The 19,115-nt window shown below is 65.0% G+C and carries 15 protein-coding genes; 12 read left to right on the forward strand and 3 right to left on the reverse strand.

Going from position 1 to position 19,115, the window contains the following annotated elements; all coding sequences use genetic code 11:
* Positions 1-313 precede the first annotated feature (313 nt).
* The 12 genes from RTQ83_RS05080 to htpX all read left to right on the forward strand — a co-directional run bounded on the left by RTQ83_RS05080 (position 314) and on the right by htpX (position 15,839).
* On the forward strand, positions 314-847 hold the full coding sequence (locus RTQ83_RS05080; protein ID WP_312511703.1) for an Imm26 family immunity protein: 534 nt from the start codon (positions 314-316) through the stop codon (positions 845-847).
* A gap of 1,023 nt (positions 848-1,870) precedes the next feature.
* Positions 1,871-2,833: a LysR substrate-binding domain-containing protein gene (locus RTQ83_RS05085; protein ID WP_312511706.1), complete on the forward strand. Its 963-nt coding sequence runs from the start codon at positions 1,871-1,873 to the stop codon at positions 2,831-2,833.
* Positions 2,834-3,117: 284 nt separating this feature from the next.
* Complete coding sequence (locus tag RTQ83_RS05090; protein ID WP_312511708.1) at positions 3,118-4,173, forward strand: glycoside hydrolase family 43 protein; 1,056 nt, start codon at positions 3,118-3,120, stop codon at positions 4,171-4,173.
* Positions 4,174-4,381: 208 nt separating this feature from the next.
* On the forward strand, positions 4,382-5,680 hold the full coding sequence (locus tag RTQ83_RS05095; RefSeq protein WP_312511710.1) for an extracellular solute-binding protein: 1,299 nt from the start codon (positions 4,382-4,384) through the stop codon (positions 5,678-5,680).
* Positions 5,681-5,691: 11 nt separating this feature from the next.
* Positions 5,692-6,639 (forward strand): sugar ABC transporter permease, encoded by a 948-nt coding sequence (locus RTQ83_RS05100; protein ID WP_312511712.1) that lies wholly within the window; start codon positions 5,692-5,694, stop codon positions 6,637-6,639.
* Positions 6,636-7,469, forward strand: a complete 834-nt coding sequence (locus RTQ83_RS05105; protein WP_312511715.1) for a carbohydrate ABC transporter permease — start codon at positions 6,636-6,638, stop codon at positions 7,467-7,469. Before RTQ83_RS05100 ends, RTQ83_RS05105 begins: the two co-directional genes overlap by 4 nt.
* Before the next feature lie 39 nt (positions 7,470-7,508).
* Positions 7,509-8,681 carry a sn-glycerol-3-phosphate ABC transporter ATP-binding protein UgpC gene (locus RTQ83_RS05110; RefSeq protein WP_312511717.1) on the forward strand — a complete coding sequence of 391 codons (1,173 nt, stop codon included), beginning with the start codon at positions 7,509-7,511 and terminating at the stop codon, positions 8,679-8,681.
* 133 nt (positions 8,682-8,814) lie between these two features.
* Positions 8,815-11,697: a TonB-dependent receptor gene (locus RTQ83_RS05115; protein ID WP_312511719.1), complete on the forward strand. Its 2,883-nt coding sequence runs from the start codon at positions 8,815-8,817 to the stop codon at positions 11,695-11,697.
* Between the two features lie 64 nt (positions 11,698-11,761).
* Positions 11,762-12,715 (forward strand): glycoside hydrolase family 43 protein, encoded by a 954-nt coding sequence (locus RTQ83_RS05120; protein ID WP_312511722.1) that lies wholly within the window; start codon positions 11,762-11,764, stop codon positions 12,713-12,715.
* A 108-nt stretch (positions 12,716-12,823) separates the two neighbouring features.
* Complete coding sequence (locus tag RTQ83_RS05125) at positions 12,824-13,183, forward strand: hypothetical protein (protein WP_312511724.1); 360 nt, start codon at positions 12,824-12,826, stop codon at positions 13,181-13,183.
* Positions 13,184-13,344: 161 nt separating this feature from the next.
* Entirely contained in the window at positions 13,345-14,934 is a 1,590-nt protein-coding gene (locus RTQ83_RS05130) for a TerC family protein (protein WP_312511725.1), read from the forward strand.
* A gap of 29 nt (positions 14,935-14,963) precedes the next feature.
* On the forward strand, positions 14,964-15,839 hold the full coding sequence (gene htpX / locus RTQ83_RS05135) for a protease HtpX (RefSeq protein WP_312511727.1): 876 nt from the start codon (positions 14,964-14,966) through the stop codon (positions 15,837-15,839).
* A gap of 17 nt (positions 15,840-15,856) precedes the next feature.
* Here htpX and RTQ83_RS05140 read toward each other — a convergent pair whose 3' ends face one another.
* The 3 genes from RTQ83_RS05140 to RTQ83_RS05150 all read right to left on the reverse strand — a co-directional run bounded on the left by RTQ83_RS05140 (position 15,857) and on the right by RTQ83_RS05150 (position 19,107).
* Entirely contained in the window at positions 15,857-16,558 is a 702-nt protein-coding gene (locus RTQ83_RS05140; RefSeq protein ID WP_312511731.1) for a penicillin-insensitive murein endopeptidase, read from the reverse strand.
* A gap of 144 nt (positions 16,559-16,702) precedes the next feature.
* Complete coding sequence (locus RTQ83_RS05145; protein WP_312511733.1) at positions 16,703-17,716, reverse strand: DUF4105 domain-containing protein; 1,014 nt, start codon at positions 17,714-17,716, stop codon at positions 16,703-16,705.
* Entirely contained in the window at positions 17,713-19,107 is a 1,395-nt protein-coding gene (locus RTQ83_RS05150) for a uracil-xanthine permease family protein (protein ID WP_312511735.1), read from the reverse strand. Before RTQ83_RS05150 ends, RTQ83_RS05145 begins: the two co-directional genes overlap by 4 nt.
* Between the last annotated feature and the right edge of the window lie 8 nt (positions 19,108-19,115).

Below are 19,115 nucleotides of genomic sequence, written 5' to 3' on the forward strand. Positions count from 1 at the left end.
GATGTTCAATGAAATACAGTGGAAGGTCTAGAAAAGAGCGGTCGCTATTGATCAGGCGACTTGGAGACCCTTGTGAAAAAATCGGCTTATGTTCTGGAGTACAGTCCCGAAAAGCTTGGATGTCCTTGTTTTATCGCAGAGGACTGGGAGGTCGGTTAGAGTTGTCGATGCTGACGGAGAAGCTGTTATTAAGAACGGGATCTATAGATATTTATTGGATAACAGGTGTCAGTGGCTAGCAAGCGACATTGGGGTTGTAATCGACTTTGGTTGGTTTAGTAATTTTCGGCGATGGCCGTCGAGGAGGTAATAGATGGGCTGGTGGGCTATTCCTGGAGAACCAGAATTAATGACTGGCGATGCGGTCCTGGATTCTGTACGTCATTTCCTTCGTAATTTTAGTAGACAGTTCGAACGGGACCTATCGAGGAAGCCGACGATTGAAGAACTTCGGTACACATTGAATTTAGCATTCAAGGTGGATGTGGATGATGATGTCTTATCGAAGTTTGAAGAGATGGAAGTCAAGCAGGTAAACATTGCAACAGCGAAAAGAAAGAGGCGAAACAAAGTCGCTCCGGGAGATATTTTTGCATTCAAATTAGATAATGGAAAATTCGGTTTTGGACGAGTAGTGACTAAAGTCTCGATAGGTGCCGTGGCGGAAATATTCGATTATTTTTCCGAGCGGCCAATATTCGATCACAGTATGGAGGAAAGGTGGATTGTTCCCCCAATTCCTATCGACAGTTATTCGTTGCTGGAGGTGGGTGATGTTGGTGACTGGCGCATAATCGAAAGCCATCCTGGCTTTGTTCCCAGTAAAAAACTAGACGCGCTGCGCTAATTTTATGGCATCTCCCCAAATGCCCTGGTTGTAACGGATATCTATGAGAATGAAAGTAAAATCAGTGTCGAAAACGCTTGCGACGTGCCTAAGTTTTTCGCCTACGATGACTATGGCCTGAAGAAATTACTTGTTGGTGAAATCTTCCGGCGGCGTGATGAAAATAATTCACTCTGAAGCAGTCGATAATCAGGTTGGATTTGTGGAGTGGGCTTGGAAAAAATGAACTAGTTTATTGGCAACTAATCTATAAGGTGCCGGAAAATGAACTCATACAAGCTGAATTTCGCCCCGCCATCGATTAGGGCTCCAAGGCCGAGGTTAGGAGGCGGTGCTTATATTGGGAACCTCATTCCGTGGCCGTGTAGCCCCGAAGGAGAAGAACTGACGCTCATTGCTTCATTCCCAACGAATTTCCTGAACTTGTATGCCAGTTGTGCATTGCCTGCAGATCTACTATCTCTGTCTTTTCCTATTTTTCTCCTATAGCCTATTTTCTAGATTGCATTACTTATCATGGCGTTCGCGACGAGCTTGATTGTTTACGGAAAGGCTACACACGAGTAATCCTGCATGCAAGAGGTGCCGAGGTTTTTGGTGGAGCGAGCATTCCTGCGTTAGACATAAGTATTGATCGAAGTCATTCTGGTAATCAAAGCATCGGCGGATCGAAAATAGGCGGATTGCCCGATCTACTACAGGCAGAGCCAATAGATCTCGGCTCCCAGCGGTTTGTATTGCAGCTGTATGGCGCTGACTTCCCGTTACGATGTAAAGGCATCTTCGGCCTGTCCGATGCGGTCGGATATTTGTTTATTGATGCCAATCCTTCTGATTGGACCGAGGCTACCGATGTGGGTACATTCTTCGTTCAGGTGACATAGCAAGGCATTACAACTGTGTGCTTCCCCGATCGCAAAACCGCCGATTCGGCACCCCAGGGACAAATACCGGACTCAGGCACAATTGACGCCTATCCGCGAATTACTTTAGGATTCAACGACATCCACCTCGCGATGCCGCATGCGTAACTCATCCTCAACCCGCTTCATCCGCTTCCACCTCAAGACCCGGCACCTGGTGCTGCTGGTCGAGCTGGGCCGTCACGCGTCCATCCTGCACGCCGCCGAAGCGGCCGGCCTGACCCAGCCTGGCGCGTCCAAGCTGATCGGTGAGCTGGAGCATGCATTGGGCGTGCCGTTGTTCGAACGTCTGCCGCGCGGCGTGGCGCCGACCTGGTACGGCGAGGTGCTGATCCGCCGCGCTGGTGCGGCCTTGGCTGAGATGGACGCCGCGCACCAGGAAATCATGCAGGGCCAGAACGGTTTTGGCGGACGCGTCAGCGTCGGCAGCGTGCGCGCGCCGGCCGCCACGCTGCTGCCGCAGGCACTCAAGCTGCTCAAGGAACGCAACCCGCGCGTGCAGGTCGCGGTTGCAGTCGACTCCAGCAAGACCATGGTCGAACAACTACGCGCCGGCGAGATCGACATTGTGGTCGGCCGCATTCCGGACACTGCCGCCGCGGCCGAGCTCGAGTTCGAACCGCTGGCCGACGAGCCGCACCGCCTAGTCGTGCGCGCCGGCCATCCCTGGCTCGCGCAGCCGCAACCCGGCCTCGCCGACCTGGCACGCGCCGCCTGGATCCTGCCGCCGCCGGGACGCCTGCGCGACCAGCTGATGGCGCTGTTCATCGCCAACGGTCTGGAGCAGCCGTTCGACATCATCGAGACCATTTCGCTGCCGCTGGTGCCGCGCCTGCTGCTCGATAGCGACCGGGTGGCGGCGCTGGCGCCCGAGCTGGTGCAGCCGATGCTGGACGACGGCACGCTGGCGCTGCTGCCGCTCGACGTCAAGCTGCATGCGGGCGTGTACGGCATCATCACCCGCCGCAACCATCACCTGTCGCCATCGGCCGAGGCAATGCTGACGGCGCTGCGCGAAGCCGCCGGTCGCGCGCCCCCCGTCGGTCACGAACCATTCGTTTGACTTCGAACCTATCCCGGTAGGTGAGAGTCGTTCCTTCCGCGCCTGACAGGCGTGCGCTGCGTTGCTCGTCGTTGCGTGGCTAGCCACGCGGCCTCCTCGCGCCTTGCTCACGCCTGCCACGCATCGGCATGAACTTCCTCCCACCTACCGGGATAGGTTCTAAGCTCGACGGATACGGATTTGGCATAGCTCGCGCGCATTTCGATATACGAAAGCGACGCCGGCTGTCCGTATGATCTCTGCCATAGATGCGCCATCGATGCGCACGCAGAGGAGACAAACCCATGTTGCATCAACCTTCCGCACCGGCCGGAGGGGCGTACGTGCACGCGCCGTCCGCCGCACCCGGCCACGCCGCCAGCGGCCCTGACCGGCAGCCCCGACACTGCATCACGCGCAACCTGCTCGCAACCCTGGCCCTGATGCTGCCTGCTCTCGGCGTAGCCCAGCCGGCCCCGAGTTCGATCGGCGACTTCCCCGATCCCTTCGTGCTGCCCGATGGCGGCGGCTACTACGCCTACGCCACCAATGCCAACGAGCGCCACGTGCAGCTGCTCCACTCGACCGACCTGCACACCTGGCGCGCGCTGCCGGACGCGATGCCGAAGCTGGCCAGCTGGATCCGGCAGCCGGTACCGCACGTCTGGGCGCCCGAGGTGATCAAGGTCGGCCAGCGCTACCTGCTTTACTACACCGCGCACGACCGCGCCAGCGACAAGCAGTGCATCGGCGTGGCCGAGTCGCGCGCGCCGACCGGGCCGTTCGTTGACCGGGCCAGCAAGCCGCTAGTGTGCCAGGCGGCGCTCGGCGGCACCATCGACGCCAGCCCCTTGCTCGACGGCGGCCGCCTGTACCTGTACTTCAAGAGCGACGGCAATTGCTGCAACCGGCCGACCCATCTGTTCGTGCAGGAGCTGCGCCCGGACGGCCTGGCCACCGTGGGCCAGCCCACCATGCTGCTGACCAATGGCCGCGCGTGGGAAGGCAAGGTGATCGAGGCGCCGACCATGGTGGTGCGCGACGGGAAATACACCTTGCTGTATTCGGCCAACGATTTCGGCGACGGCTCGTATGCGGTCGGCCACGCCGTCTGCTCCGGCCCTACCGGACCATGCCAGCCGGTCGGCGACGGCCCGTTCCTGAAAAGCCGCGCCGATGTGCATCTGATGGGGCCCGGGCACCAGGGCGTGTTCAAGGCGGGCGGAGAGGATTACATCGCCTATCACGCCTGGGAAATGCACCCCGACGGCAAGCGCGCCGACCGGCGTTTCCTGTACATCGACCGCCTGCACTGGGTCGACGGCCAGCCGGCGGTGAAGGGCACGACGCTGATCAAGTAGCGATATCGGCGCACGCAAGTGTCTCTTGTTGACCACGCTTTGCGCACGGTCGTGCGCCGTCTCGAGGCTGGAATGAGGACAATAGCAAGGTTGCAACTTCAGCCCCGGGCCAGATCCCGCTTCACATGGCCAGGTTGCGACAACAGACATCAGGGCGACGGCACCGGTAACCGGTCCCTCGGCTCAGGATAAATACGGAGACCACGTAGTGCAACGCAGAAGCTTCCTCGCCACCTCCACGCTGCTCGGCATGCCGGGCGCATCGGCGCTGGCGCAAACCCGCGCGCCGGTCGAGATCCGCATGTGGACGCTGCTCAGCGGCGGCGACGGCGCGCGCATGCAGGCGCTGGTGGATGCCTTCAACGCCGGCCAGCGCGCGGTGCGCGTGGTCAGCACCACGCTGAAGTGGGGCGAACCGTTCTACACCAAGTTGATCACTTCGGCGGTGGTCGGCGCCGGTCCCGAGATCGCCACCGTTCACCTGTCGCGCCTGCCCAACCTGGCCGGCGGTGGCGTGCTGCGCCCGATCCTCGATGCCGAACTGGCTGCTGCCGGCCTGAAAGGCGAGGATTACTTTCCGCGCCAGTGGGCCAAGTCGCGCTACCAGGGCCGCAACTACGCGATCCCGCTCGACATGCACCCGCTGGTCCTGTACTACAACAAGACGCTCGCCGGCAAGGCCGGCCTGCTGGACGGCGCCGGGCGCCTGGCCCCGATCGAGGGCTTTGAGGCGCTTACCGCCGCGTTTCGCATTGCGCGCGAGCGCACCGGCAGGGCGGGGCTGGCGATGGAAGCGAACCAGAGCTCGTTCGCGATCTGGCGCCTGTGGCTGTCGCTGCTGGCGCAGCGCAAGGTTCCTCTGATCGAGAACGGCCGCTTCGCCTACGGCTCGGCCGGCGTCGAAGAACTGGCCAAGGTCAGCGCCTGGTTCAGCCGCGGCTACGCGCAGGCGGGCCTGAACTATCCGGCGTCCACCAGCCAGTTCATGGGCGGCGGCGCCGCCTTCATGCTCAACGGCGTGTGGGAAGTGCCGGAACTGGTGCGCACCACGCGCCAGCGCACGCTCGGCTTCGACTACGGTATCGCGCCGCTGCCGCGCCTGTACCAGGACGCCAGCACCTGGACCGATTCGCACGCCTTCGCGCTGCCGGCCAACGAGGGCCGCCCGATGGCGCCCGACAAGCTGCGCGGCGCGCTGGCCTTCGTCGCTTATGTGAGCCGCAACTCGATGGGCTGGGCCGAGGGCGGTCACGTGCCGGCCTATCGCCCAGTGGCCGAATCGGCGCAGGCGCGCGCCTTGATGCCCAACGCAGAATACGCCGCCGCCGCGCAGAACGTAGTTTACGATCCGGACGGCTGGTACATGGGTGCCGCCGGGCCGGTCGAATCGATGGCGTCCAAGTTCATGCCGGGCGCGCTCTCCGGCCAGCTGACGCCGTTCGAGGCGATGCGCATGTTCGAAACCGACGCCGCGCGCCTGCTGCGCAAGGCACCGCCGCGCTACTGATGGAGACGCCGATGCCGACTTCATCCAGCAATGCGGGCGCTCCGATGCAGCCCGCCATGCCCGCCCGCCAGGCCAGCGCGCCGCATTCCGCACGCGCCGGCGCCACCCGCAGCCAGGGCCTGTCCGCCGCGCTGCTGCTGGCGCCGTTCATCGCCGCCTTTTTACTGTTCTTCCTGGCGCCGGCGCTGCAGACTTTCTGGCTCAGTCTCACCGAGAGCAGCCTGACCCGCACCAGCGGCTTCGTCGGCCTGGCCAACTACGCCACCCTGGTGCAGGATCCCGGCTTCTGGTCTTCGCTCGCCAATACCTTCTATTTTTCGCTGCTGACCGTGATTCCGCTGGTCGGCCTGGGCCTGTTGATGGCGCTGCTGGTGCACCGCTTCACGCGTTTCCAAGCCTGGCTGCAGGGCGCCTTCTTCCTGCCCTACGTGCTGCCGATTTCAGTGATGGCGTTGATCGCCGACTGGATGCTGCAGCCGTCGTCGGGCGTGATCAACCACATCGTCGGCGGCCAGCGCGCCTGGCTGGCCGACGTCGACTGGGCCATGCCGGCGGTGGCGCTCGGCACCATCTGGTGGACGGTAGGCTTCAATATGCTGATGCTGCTGGCCGGCCTGCGCAATATCCCGGCCGAGCTGTACGAAGCGGCGGCGCTGGACGGCGCGCGCGGCTTCACGCTGTTTCGCACCATCACCTGGCCGCAGCTGCGGCCGGTGATCGGCACCGCGCTGCTGCTGCAGCTGATCGCCTCGCTCAAGATCTTCGGCCAGACCTACATCCTCACCGTGGGCGGGCCGTTCAACACCACCCGCGTCACGCTGCACTATATGTATGAGACCGCGTTCACCTACAGCGACGCCGGCTACGCGGCGGCGATCGCGATGGCCTTCGTGTTCGTGGTGATCGGGCTGTCGCTGCTGCATGCCTGGATGGTGCGCGTGATCAGGAGAAGAGCATGAAGGGGCGCACTCAACTCGGCTGGACGGTCGCCGGCGTCGTTGCCTGCGTGGTGCTGGCGGCGCTGTGGATGTTCCCGCTGCTGTGGGCCATGTCCACCGCGCTGCGTCCGGAGCACGAAACCGTGTCCGCAGTCTTTCACTGGCTGCCGCGGGACTGGACCCTGGACGCCTTCCGCATCACGCTCAGTGCCGGCAACATGCCGCGCTGGCTGTTCAACAGCGCGCTGGTGGCGCTGCTGGTCACGGTGATCACGATGGCGATCAGCCTGATGGCCGCCTACGCCTTTTCGCAGCTGCGCTTCCGCGGCCGCGCGCTGCTGTTCGGCGTGGCCATGCTGGCCTTTCTGCTGCCGTTCGAGGCGCTGCTGGTGCCGCTGTTTCGTACCATGAACCAGCTTGGCCTGATCAACAGCTATGCCGGCCTGGTGCTGCCGCAGGTGGTCTCGCCCGTGGTCATCTACGTATTCAAACAATTCTTCGACCAGATCCCGGCCGACTTCCGCGAGGCGGCGGTGATGGACGGCGCTGGCCCCTTGCGCGTGCTGTGGAGCGTGTACCTGCCGATCTCCGGCAACATCGTGTGGGCGATGGCGATCGTCACCTTCATCGGCGCCTGGAACAACTTCCTCTGGCCGTTCATCATCGTCACCTCCAACGAGATGATGACGATCCCGCTCGGCCTGACCCAGACCTACGACGCGTTCGGGGTGCGCTACGCCCAGCTGATGGCGGCGGCGCTGCTCGGGGCCTTGCCGGTGGGACTGGCCTACGTGCTGTTCCAGCGCCGCGTGACCCAGGGCTTCCTGGCGGCCAGCGGACTGAAAGGGTGAGGGCGGCAATGACAGTATCAGGAAAGGCAGGAACGCATCATGGCATCGGTTAGCCTTCGCGGCATCAGGAAGCAGTACGACAACAACCAGGTGATCAAGGGCATCGACCTCGAGATCGCGGACGGCGAGTTCGTGGTTTTCGTCGGCCCGTCCGGCTGCGGCAAGTCGACCCTGCTGCGCATCGTCGCCGGCCTGGAAGACATCACCGAAGGCACCTTGTCGATCGGCGGGGAAGTCAGCAACACGGTGGAGCCGAGCCGGCGCGGCATCGCGATGGTGTTCCAGAGCTACGCGCTGTACCCGCATATGAGCGTCGCCGAGAACATGGGCTTCGCGCTCAAGCTGGCCAAGGTACCCAAGAGCGAAATCGCCGAGCGGGTGGGGCGCGCGGCGCAGATCCTGCAGATCGAGCACCTGCTGGAGCGCAAACCGAAAGCGCTCTCCGGCGGCCAGCGCCAGCGCGTGGCGATCGGACGCGCCATCGTGCGCAAGCCCAAGGTGTTCCTGTTCGACGAGCCGCTGTCGAACCTGGACGCCGCGCTGCGCGGCCAGACCCGGGTCGAGCTGGCACGCCTGCACCGGGAACTGCAAAGCACCATGATCTACGTGACCCACGACCAGGTCGAGGCGATGACGCTGGGCCAGAAGATCGTGGTCCTGAATGGAGGGCGCATCGAGCAGGTCGGCACCCCGGTTGACCTGTACGAGCGGCCAGCCAACAAGTTCGTGGCGGGCTTCCTCGGCTCGCCGCGCATGAACTTTTTCGAAGCCACGCTGGCCGGCGAGAGTGGGCGCAGCGCCAGCGTGCAGCTGGCCGGCGGGACGCGGGTGCAGGTGGCGGCGGACGTTGGCCGTGCGGCGCCCGGTGCGCGCGTCACCCTCGGCGTGCGCCCGGAGCACTTGCAGATCGTGCGTTCCGGCGTAAGCGACGGGCGCCACGACGGCGCCATCGGCGCCACCGTGGCCCTGGTCGAGTACCTGGGCGACGTGACGCTGGTGTATGCCCACGTCGACGATGCCACCAGTGCTGCCGGTAGCGTCGGCGAGATGGTGGCGGTGAAATGCGATGCCGATATCGCGCCACCGGCGCCGGGCAGCAAGGTCGAACTGGTGTTCCCGGCCAGCCGCGCCTTCCTGTTCGATGCCGGGGGCGCGGTGTTCGCACCGGGGTGGACCGAGCGCGAAGAAGCCCTGTCATTACAGGCGCGCTGACATGTTGGTGAGTGGTTGGAAGGCGTGCGCCGCGCTCTGGCGGACGCCGCAATTGTTGAGATGTTGATATGCTACGCGGCCCCGCGCCGGCCAGACCGGCCTGGGGGACTTCATACAGAAACAAGGAGAAAGCATGTCCCGATTGAAAGTCAAGCCGATCTGCGCCGCCATCATGATGATGTCGGCCTACGGCGCGCCCGCGCTGGCGCAGACCGCAACCGCGAACGATAGCGCAACCGCCGCAGCCCAGGCCACCGAGCCGGCCGCGCAAGTTGCCTCGCCCGCGCCGGCTGCTCCAGCGGAAGCGGATGCGCCGGCAGTGCAGACCGTGCCGCCCGCGCCGGCTACGCCCGATGCAACGGCAACGGCAGCCCCGGCTCCGGCGAATGCGGCCGTGGTCCAGGTGACCGGCCTGCGCCAGAGCCTGCGCTCGGCCGAGACGATCAAGCGCGACGCGGTGCAGGTGGTGGACGCCATCAACGCCGACGACATCGGCAAGTTCCCCGACCGCGCCGCGGGCGACGCCCTGCAGCGCGTGGCCGGCGTGCAGGTGGGACGCGACCGCGGCCAGACCAGCACCGTCATCATCCGCGGCCTGCCGGACGTCGCCACCACGCTGGACGGCAACGAGATCTTCACCGCCGCCGGCCGCCGCCTGGCCTACCAGGACTTGCCGGTGCAGTCGATCGGCGGCATGGAAGTCTATAAATCGGCGACCGCCAACCAGTTCGAGGGCGGCATCGCCGGCGCGGTCAACATCCGCCTGCGCAACCCGTTCGACTCGAAAGGCTTCACCGCCACCGGCTACGTCGAAGACCGCCTGAACAAGACCAACGGCAGCAGCGCCACCAAGAACAAGCACAATCCAGGCGGCGGCTTTTTGGTCAGCAACCGCTGGGACACCGACTTCGGCGAGATGGGCGCGCTGTTCGACGTCGCCGTCAACCGCGAGAACTGGGCCTATCCGGTGCAGTACAACGACCGTCCGACCAATGTGTTCTCGGTGAACCAGGACGGCACCGCCGTGCGCCTGGGCGAGACCGGCCCGTTCACACCGGCGCGCGCCGGCGACGTGCTGGGCCAGCTGCCCAACATCGGCGGCATCTACAACAGCGGCGAGCGCGAACGCCAGAGCATCCACGGCGCCTTCCAGTGGAAGATCAATCCGCGCCTGCAGGCCAGCGCCCAGTACCTGGGCATGGGCTACCAGGGACGCAACGCGGTCAACTACATCATGAGCAACGTCACCTGGGCGCCGCGCCTGACGGACGTGGTGATGGCGCCGCAAGGAAGCAACTGTGCGCTGGGCGGCACCGTGTGCCCGATCCTGTCGGCCAACGCGCCGGCGGCGCAGTTCGGCGGCGACTATGACTGGGACCCGTACAGCGCCACCAGTACCTGGGGCCAGAACGAACGCACCACCACCCACTACCTGAACCTGGGCCTGAAGTATGCGGACGGTCCGCTGACGATCGATTCGCAGCTGGGCTACACCAAATCGAAGTTCGTCAACGACACCCTGATCGTCGACCAGCAGGTGCCGGGCGCCAGCGCCAGCGTGTACGCGTATGGCGCCGACGGCCACGGTGGCTTCAACAGCATCACCACCCCGGGCAGCGCCAACGCCATGCGCGACCCGAGCCAGTACGTGCTGCGCGGCCTGGTGCAGAACTGGAACGAGCAGGCCGGCAGCCAGCTGCAATGGCGCAGCGACGCCATCTATCGCCTGAGCGGCGACGGCTTCTTCAACGCGGTGCTGGGCGGCGTACGCCTGTCGTCGCGCAAGGCCAGCTACCACGGCGCCGAAGGCCATGCCGACTTCACCGGCGTGCGTCCGACTCCGCTCGGCCTGTTCGGTGCCGACTTCCAGCAGATCGTCCCCGGCCTGGACCGCCTGGGTGGCCCATGGGCCACGCCGTCGAGCGACTACCTGATCGACAATGCCGATGCGGTGCGCGAAGCCTACGGCGTTGGCGCCGGCCGCATTCCCGACGATCCGGCGCGCCTGTTCGACCAGCGCGAACGCAGCGCCACGCTGTACCTGGCCGGGCGCTACAAAACCGAGATCGCCGGCGTCGAAGTCAGCGGCGAAGCCGGTGCGCGCGTGATCCGCCTGAATCGCAAGCTGCGCGGCCAGAGCCGCATCGGCGACCAGGTGTCCGACGTCGACCTGTCGACCCACGAGACCAACTTCCTGCCGAGCGCTTCGGCGGTGGTGGCCTGGACCGATGCCTGGCAGTCGCACCTGTCGGTGGGTAAGACCATCACCCGTCCCGACTTCGGCCAGCTGAACCCGGCCCTGTCGCTGATTACGCCAACGGTGAATGCGCCGGGCAGCGGCGGCGCCGGCAATCCGGAACTCGATCCGACCAAGTCGACCAACATCGACGCCACGCTCGAGTATTACTTCCAGAAGAACGGCTACGCCCAGGTGGCGCTGTTCCACCGCGACATCGACGGCTACCTGCAAAGCTTCACCCAGGACGAAGTCATCGACGGCCAGACCTACCGCGTGACGCGTCCGCAGAACTCGGGTAAGGGCACGCTCAAGGGCGCCGAATTCGGCATCCAGAAGTTCTTCGACTTCCTGCCGGGCGCCTGGAGCGGCTTCGGTGCGCAGTTCAACTACACCTGGATCGACGGCGAGAACGAATCGAAGACCAGCTTCGGCAGCGATACGTTCACCAAGACGCCGCTGGTGGGCGTGGCCAAGCAGAACTACAACGTGGCGCTGCTGTATGAAGGCAGCGGCATCACCGCGCGCCTGGCGGCTACCCGCCGCGGCGACTACGTCGAGCAGATCGCCGAGGCGCCGTACAACCAGGACCGCATCGTCAAGGCCAACACCTTCGTCGACCTGAGCATCGGCTACGAAATCAACGACAAGGTGTCGCTCCAGTTCGACGCGATCAACCTGACCCGCGAGAAGTTCGAGAGCAGCCTGGGCGACTACCAGCCGCGCGACATCCGCTACAACCCGACCACGTATGGCGTCAGCCTGCGCTTCAAGATGTAAGGTTGGAAGGTAGCACACACGCCGCCGGCGTCCTCACGGGCGCCGGCGGCTTTCAGGAGACGTGATGCAGCAGACATACCAGAATCCGGTATACCCGGACACCATGGCCGACCCCTTCGTGCTGAGGCACGACGGTTGCTACTACGCCTACGGCACCGCGCCCGGCGGCGCCGACGGACGCCAGATTCCGGTGCTGCGCTCGCGCGACCTGGTCACCTGGGAGTCGCTCGGCCACGCCTTGCAACCGAATGGCGCCGAGCATTACTGGGCGCCCGAGGTGGCGAGTCACGACGGGCGTTTCTACATGTACTACTCGTCCGGCTCGGCGCCAGAAGGTACCGACCAGCAGCTGCGGGTGGCGGTGGCCGAGCATCCGGCCGGGCCGTTCGTCGACAGCGGCCGCATCCTGGTGCCCGACCAGCCGTTCTCGATCGACGCCCATCCATTCCGCGACACCGATGGCCAGTGGTACCTGTTCTACTGCGTCGACTTCCTTGAGCTAAAAGACGACCACCGGGTCGGCACCGGCATTGTGGTCGACCGCCTGCTTGACATGACCACGCTGGCCGGCGCGCCGCGCGTGGTGGCGCGTCCGCACCATGACTGGCACGTGTTCCGCAAGGGCCGCACCATGTACGGCAATGTCTATGACTGGCATACGGTGGAGGGCGCGTCGGTGCTGGTGCATGACGGGCTGTATTACTGTTTCTACAGCGGCGGCGCCTGGGAGAAGGACAACTATGGCGTCAGCTATGTGGTGGCCGACCATCCGCTCGGGCCATACCTCCGGCCCGAAGGCGGGCACGAGGCGCTGCTGATGCGCAGCGTTCCGGGAGCGGTCGTCGGGCCGGGTCACAACAGCTTCACCACCTCGCCTGACGGCAGCCAGACCTGGATCGTCTATCACGCCTGGGACGTGGCGCAGACCGCGCGCCGCATGTGCATCGACCGGCTCAGGTGGGAGGCGGGGCGGCCGGTCACCGCCGGGCCGACGCACGATCGGCAGCCGGCGCCGTAAGCGCTAGCGGCGCAGACGGCCGACCGTCGGGATGCCTGAAAGCCGGGCGCCACAGGGCGCTCGCGCCGCGCATGCTATACTTGGGCCGTTATCATTTCCGATGTATGTATGCGACGATTATTCGTCATCTGTCTGATCCTGCTGTTTCCCCTGAATGTCCTGGCGATGTCGATGTCGGTCGCCGCGTTCCAGCATGCCCAGCCAGCGCATCCGCAGTCGGCAGCTTCCCACGGCGCGACACCCGTCGACGCCGATAGCGATTCGTTCTTCTCGCACCTGTTCGACACCCGCTCCGGCGGCGACCTCGATTCCGACGAGCCGCCCGCCGTGGCCGACTTGCACGACCAGGTAAACGAAGACGGCACCCTCCAGCTGATCCTCCATCCCGGACGCAGTCATGCGCCCGCGGCGCCGCTCGTCCACGGCCAGTCCGCCTATCCTCCGCTGAAACCGCCTCCCACGCTGTAATCCGCTGCCCGCCAACGTCGCTGTGCGACTGCGCCCGTGATGGCCGCAGGCCGCGCGCGCCGGGCCGATTCTTTTCCCGCGCCACCAAGGCGGACGATGCAGCGCGTCGTCCGCACGCCAGGTAGCCGGGACCGCGTGACAATTTTTAATGAGGCAATAACATGGAATGGCTATTCGACCCGACCATCTGGGCGGGTCTGCTGACACTGGTGGTCCTGGAGATCGTGCTCGGGATCGATAACCTGATTTTCATCGCGATCCTGGCCGACAAGCTGCCACCGCACCAGCGCGACAAGGCGCGCCTGATCGGCCTGACGTTGGCGATGGCGATGCGCCTCGGCCTCTTGACCATTGTCTCCTGGCTGGTGACGCTGACCACGCCGCTGTTCTCGGTCGGGCCGCTGTCGTTCTCCGGCCGTGACCTGATCCTGCTGGTGGGCGGCATCTTCCTGCTGTTCAAGGCCACCGTCGAACTGCACGAGCGCCTCGAAGGCGTGACCCACGTCGTCAGCCAGTCCAAGGTCTACGCCGGCTTTGCCGCCGTGGTGGCGCAGATCGTGGTGCTGGACGCCGTGTTCTCGCTCGACGCCGTGATCACGGCGGTCGGCATGGTCGATGAACTGGGCGTCATGATGGCGGCCGTGATCATCTCGATCGGCATCATGATCCTGGCCTCGAAGCCGCTGACGCGCTTCGTCAACGCTCACCCGACCGTGGTCGTGCTGTGTTTGAGCTTCCTGCTGATGATTGGTCTGGGCCTGGTGGCCGAAGGCCTGGGCTTCCACATTCCGAAGGGTTACCTGTATGCGGCAATCGGCTTCTCGATCCTGATCGAGACCCTGAACCAGTTCGCGCGCCGTAACTTCCTGAAGAACGAGGCGCGCGTGCCGCTGCGCGACCGCACCGCGGAAAGCGTGCTGCGCCTGATGGGTGGCCGCAAGCGCGCTGAAGCCACCGATGTGCCGGAAGACGAGCAGGAACAGCAGCAGGACGCGTTCGCGGTCGAGGAGCGCAATATGGTCAGCGGCGTGCTGACCCTGGCCGACCGCTCGATCCGCTCGATCATGACGCCGCGGTCGGACATGTCGTGGGTCGACCTCGACGCCGCGCCGGAAGACACCCTGCGCCAGTTGCAGGAAACCCCGCACGGCCTGCTGCCGGTCTGCCGCGGACAGCTCGACAACATCGTCGGCATCGCCCGCACCAAGGACCTGATGGGCAGCCTGGCGATGCAGGGCTGGATCGACGACAAGGCCGGCCACACCATCCGCGCGCCGATCGTGCTGCCCGATACCGCCGGTGTGCTGAAAGCCATCGAGACGCTCAAGCGCGCCCATGGCCAGCTGGTGCTGGTGACGGACGAATTCGGCGTGGTGCAGGGCCTGCTGACGCCAGTCGACATCCTGGAGGCGATCGCCGGCGAATTCCCCGACGAAGACGAGCAGCCGGCGATCCGCCCGCAGGCCGACGGCACCTGGGAAGTCGACGGCAGCGCAGACCTGCACCTGCTCGAGCAGGTGCTGGAGACCGATAGCCTGGTCAGCGACGACGCCGACTACACCTCGCTGGCCGGCTTGCTGCTGGCGCGCTTCGAGACCATGCCGGAAGTCGGCCAGGCGCTCGAACTCGACGGCCTGCGCTACGAGGTGCTGGCGATCGAGGAGCGCCGCATCGCGCGCGTGGCGGTGCGCCGCCTCGATCCCGAAGCGCTTGATGGCATGGCCCAGGCGGCTGCCGAACCGAATACCTGAATCATTTTTTTGAACCCGAAAGGACATCCATGAAACGCATCTTCCTGTTCCTCGCCACCAACATGGCGATCATGCTCGTATTGAGCCTGAGCGCAAGCCTGCTTGGCGTGAACCGCTTCCTGACCAGCAACGGCCTGAATCTCGGCATGCTGCTGGCCTTTGCCGCCCTGATGGGCTTTGGCGGCTCCTTCATTTCGCTCCTGATCTCGAAGCCGATCGCCAAGTGGTCGACCGGCGCGCGCGTGATCACGCAGCCATCGAACAGCACCGAGCAGTGGCTGCTCAATACCGTCGCGGCCCAGGCGCAGAAGGCCGGCATCGGGATGCCGGAAGTGGCGATCTATGAAGGCGAGCCGAATGCCTTCGCCACCGGCGCCACCAAGAACAGCTCCCTGGTTGCGGTGTCGACCGGCCTGCTGCAATCGATGAACCAGGACGAGGTCGAAGCGGTGCTGGCGCACGAAGTGGCGCACATCGCAAATGGCGACATGGTGACGCTGACGCTGATCCAGGGCGTGGTCAACACCTTCGTCATCTTCCTGGCGCGCATCGTCGGCTATTTCGTCGACAGCATGCTGCGCAAGAACGACGAGGAGTCGTCCGGCCCCGGCATCGGCTACATGGTCACGGTGATCGTGTGCGAGATCGTGTTCGGCATCCTGGCCAGCATCATCGTGGCCTGGTTCTCGCGCCAGCGCGAGTTCCGCGCCGACCGCGGCGCCGCCACCATCATGGGCCGCGAGCAGCCGATGATCGCCGCGCTGCGCCGCCTGGGCGGCATCGCCGAAGGCGAACTGCCGAAGAACATGAGCGCCTTCGGTATCTCGGGCAAGGGCGGCGCGATGGCGCTGTTCTCGAGCCACCCGCCGATCGAAGAGCGCATCGCGGCGCTGCAGTCGCGCTAATCGACTGACGCGGTCCGCTAGCGCCGTGGTGCGCAGCGGATCGCGAAGTCGACGTGGTAATGCTCGTCGTGGCGTACCCACGGCTTGGATGCCATGAACGGCAGCGACTTCAGGCGCGGCCCGGCCGGCGTGTCGAACAGGTGCTGGGTCAGCGCCGGGTCGAAGATCACGCGCTTGATCGGCGCATTGTGCTTGCGCGCCTGCTGGCTCAGTTGGTCGAGGTGCGCGGCCAGTGCTACGAAGTCGATGCGCAGCGTGCCGAGCGTGCCCTTGCTGTCGAATTCGAGGTCGTAACCGAAGCGGTTGGCGGCCGATGCCGGCAGCCGCGCCGCGCTGCCGTCGCTGGAACGCACCGGCACCATGAAGTCGACCGAGGTGCCCGTTTCATGGGTGCGGTGCGGCGGCATCGGGCCGCCGGCGCGCAGGCCCGTTTCTCCATACACGTAGGTCACGCCGGGCTGGATCGTCTCCAGGTCGCGGTAGGCGGCGGCGACAATGTCGCGCACCGTGGCGTGCACATAGGTACGTCCGAGCTGGATGCCCAGCGCGGAATAGGGCGCGAAGTTCGGCCCCGAGGCGGGCAGGGTGACGGCGCCTTCGATGCGGCCGCTGTCGGTCGTGCCGAAGCAGGTGCTGGCCGCTGCGCCCTGTGCCAGCGCCAGCCCGCAAAACAGGGCGATGGCCCGCGGTGCGAATCCTTGTTGCGATCTGTCTCTCATTGCGGTCTCCCCGGTTTGAACCGATCTAGTTGTATCTGAGAAATTCCACAGCAACAACCGGGTGCGTGCAATCGGTTTGAGCGCACGCAAACCGGCCACCAGATTCCATCGGCGCGCACCACACTTCGAGCGCGCGCCGGATCGTCACGGCCGCTCGATGCCCGGCACGCCGGTGCGGATCGCGCGCGAGAAGTCGGCACCGCTGCGATCCGCCTCATGTGCCCGTTCGTTGATGAAGCCGCGCTGCTGCAGTTCCGCGTACGGATGATCCGGGGCCAGCGCGTCCTGGTCGTAGGCATATTCGGCGAAGTGGCCCGAGGCCAGCAGGCGCCAGTCGAGCGGCAGCCCGGGAGCGATGCGGCGCGCCAGTTCGAACAGGATGGTGGTGCAGTTGCTGGTCAACGTGTTGTACCACTCGGGATGCTGGCGCAGCTTCTCGGCCCGTTCCAGGTAATCGAGCAGCACCGCGCGCAGCTGTTCCGGCCTGGCGCGCAGGCGGTACAGATACACCTGTTCGCCGCGCACATTGCTGCGCGTGCGCACGATGTCGCGCTCGTCGGCCGCGACGATCACCTGCTCGAAGTTACGGAAGAAGCCGCCGATGGCGGAGAACGATTCCTGGCGCTCCTTGCGGATCTCGAGCGAGAACACCAGCTTGCGCCCGTCCTTGAAGTCGAAGGCGATCAGGGTATGCGCGATGTGCGGTCCCATCCAGTACGACAGGATCAGGTCGCTTGACTCCAGCTTGCGCAGGTCGTACTGACGCGTTTCCCAGCGCGGCGTGTAGTCGGTTTCGGTGCGCCATTCGAAGTTGCGCACGTTCTCCAGTGTGACGATGTCGCCGTCGACGTGCGACTCCAGCATCTGCGAAACATCGTCGGCCCAGACCCGGTCATGCGAGGGCTTGAGGCCCTGCCACCAGGCGCCCATCGCCACGATGCCGACGGCGCAGGCCAACAAGGCCTGACGCCAGTAGCGCCGACCTTGCGGGATCAAGGTCACCGCCAGCACGGCCAGGCCAAGCAGGCACCAGGCCGCCCCGAACGCCAGCGCCCAAGGACGCGATAGTTGGAACCACAGGGCCAGCACGCCCCAGCCGGTAACCAGAGTCACCAGCAGGGAGAGCACTGCGGCGAAGATGCGACGTCCCCACATCATCGTTCTCCCGAATGAGTGACCGGTGGCGTCTCTGGCAGGAACCAGTTCAGCACCAGCGCGCACAGGCCGCCCGTGGCGACACCCGATTCCAGCACATTGCGCACCGCGGCCGGCATGTGCACCAGGAATTCCGGCACCTGCGACACGCCCAGGCCCAGCGCCAGCGACACCGCGATGATCAACAGCGCGCGGCGGTCGAGGTGGACGCTGGCCAGGATGTTGATCCCGGCCGCCGCGACCGCACCGAACATCACCATCGCGGCGCCGCCGAGCACCGGCTCCGGCACCGCCTGGATCACGCCGGCCACTGCCGGGAACAGGCCCAGGATCACCAGGAACAGCGCGATCCACATGCCGACATGGCGGCTGGCGATGCCGGTCAGCTGGATCACGCCGTTGTTCTGCGCGAAGATCGAGCTGGGGAAGGTGTTGAAGATGCCGGCCAGCAGCGAGTTGGCGCCGTTCACCAGCACGCCGCCCTTGATGCGCGCCATCCACAGAGGCCCTTCGACCGGCTGGCGCGAGACCTTGCTGGTGGCGGTGACGTCGCCGATCGCTTCCAGCGACGTCACCAGGTAGATGACCAGCATCGGTACGAACAGCGACCACGAGAAGCCGAGCCCGAAGTGCAGCGGCGTCGGCACCTGGAACCACGGCGCTTCATGCATCCCGGTGAAGTCGAGCCGTCCGAGCCAGGCCGCCAGCGCGTAGCCGACGGCGAGCGCGATGACGATGGCGGCGCTTCTCATCCACACCACCGGCACCCGGTTGATGGCGACGATGATGCCCAGGACCACGCCGGACAGCAGCAGGTTCTCGCCGTTGGCGAAGCTGCCGTTGGCCATCGCGGTATAGCCGCCGCCCATGCTGATCAGGCCGACCTTGATCAGCGTGAGGCCGATCATCAGCACCACGATGCCGGTCACCAGGGGCGTGATCAGGCGCTTCACGAACGGCAGGATGCGCGACACGCCCATTTCGATGAAGGAGCCGGCCACCACCACGCCGAAGATCGCGGCAATCACCGCTTCCACCGGCGTGCCTTCCTTGACCATCAGCGCGCCGCCCGCGATCAGCGGACCGACGAAATTGAAGCTGGTACCCTGCACGATCAGGAGGCCGGCGCCGAACGGACCGAAACGGCGGCACTGGACGAAGGTGGCGATGCCCGAAATGACCAGCGACATCGAGACGATCAGGTTGGTGTCGCGCGGCGCCACGCCCAGCGCCTGGCAGATCAGCAGGCCCGGCGTGACGATCGGGACGATGATCGCCAGCAGGTGCTGCAGGGCCGCGAGCATGCCGAGCAGCGGGGCCGGGCGGTCATCCAGACCGAGGATCAGTTCCGAGCTGGATGCATCAAGGGCGGGCGGCGTATCGTGTGGGCGCATGGAAGAGC

The organism is Massilia sp. (assembly GCF_031995545.1).
Taxonomy (GTDB): Bacteria; Pseudomonadota; Gammaproteobacteria; order Burkholderiales; family Burkholderiaceae_D; genus Telluria.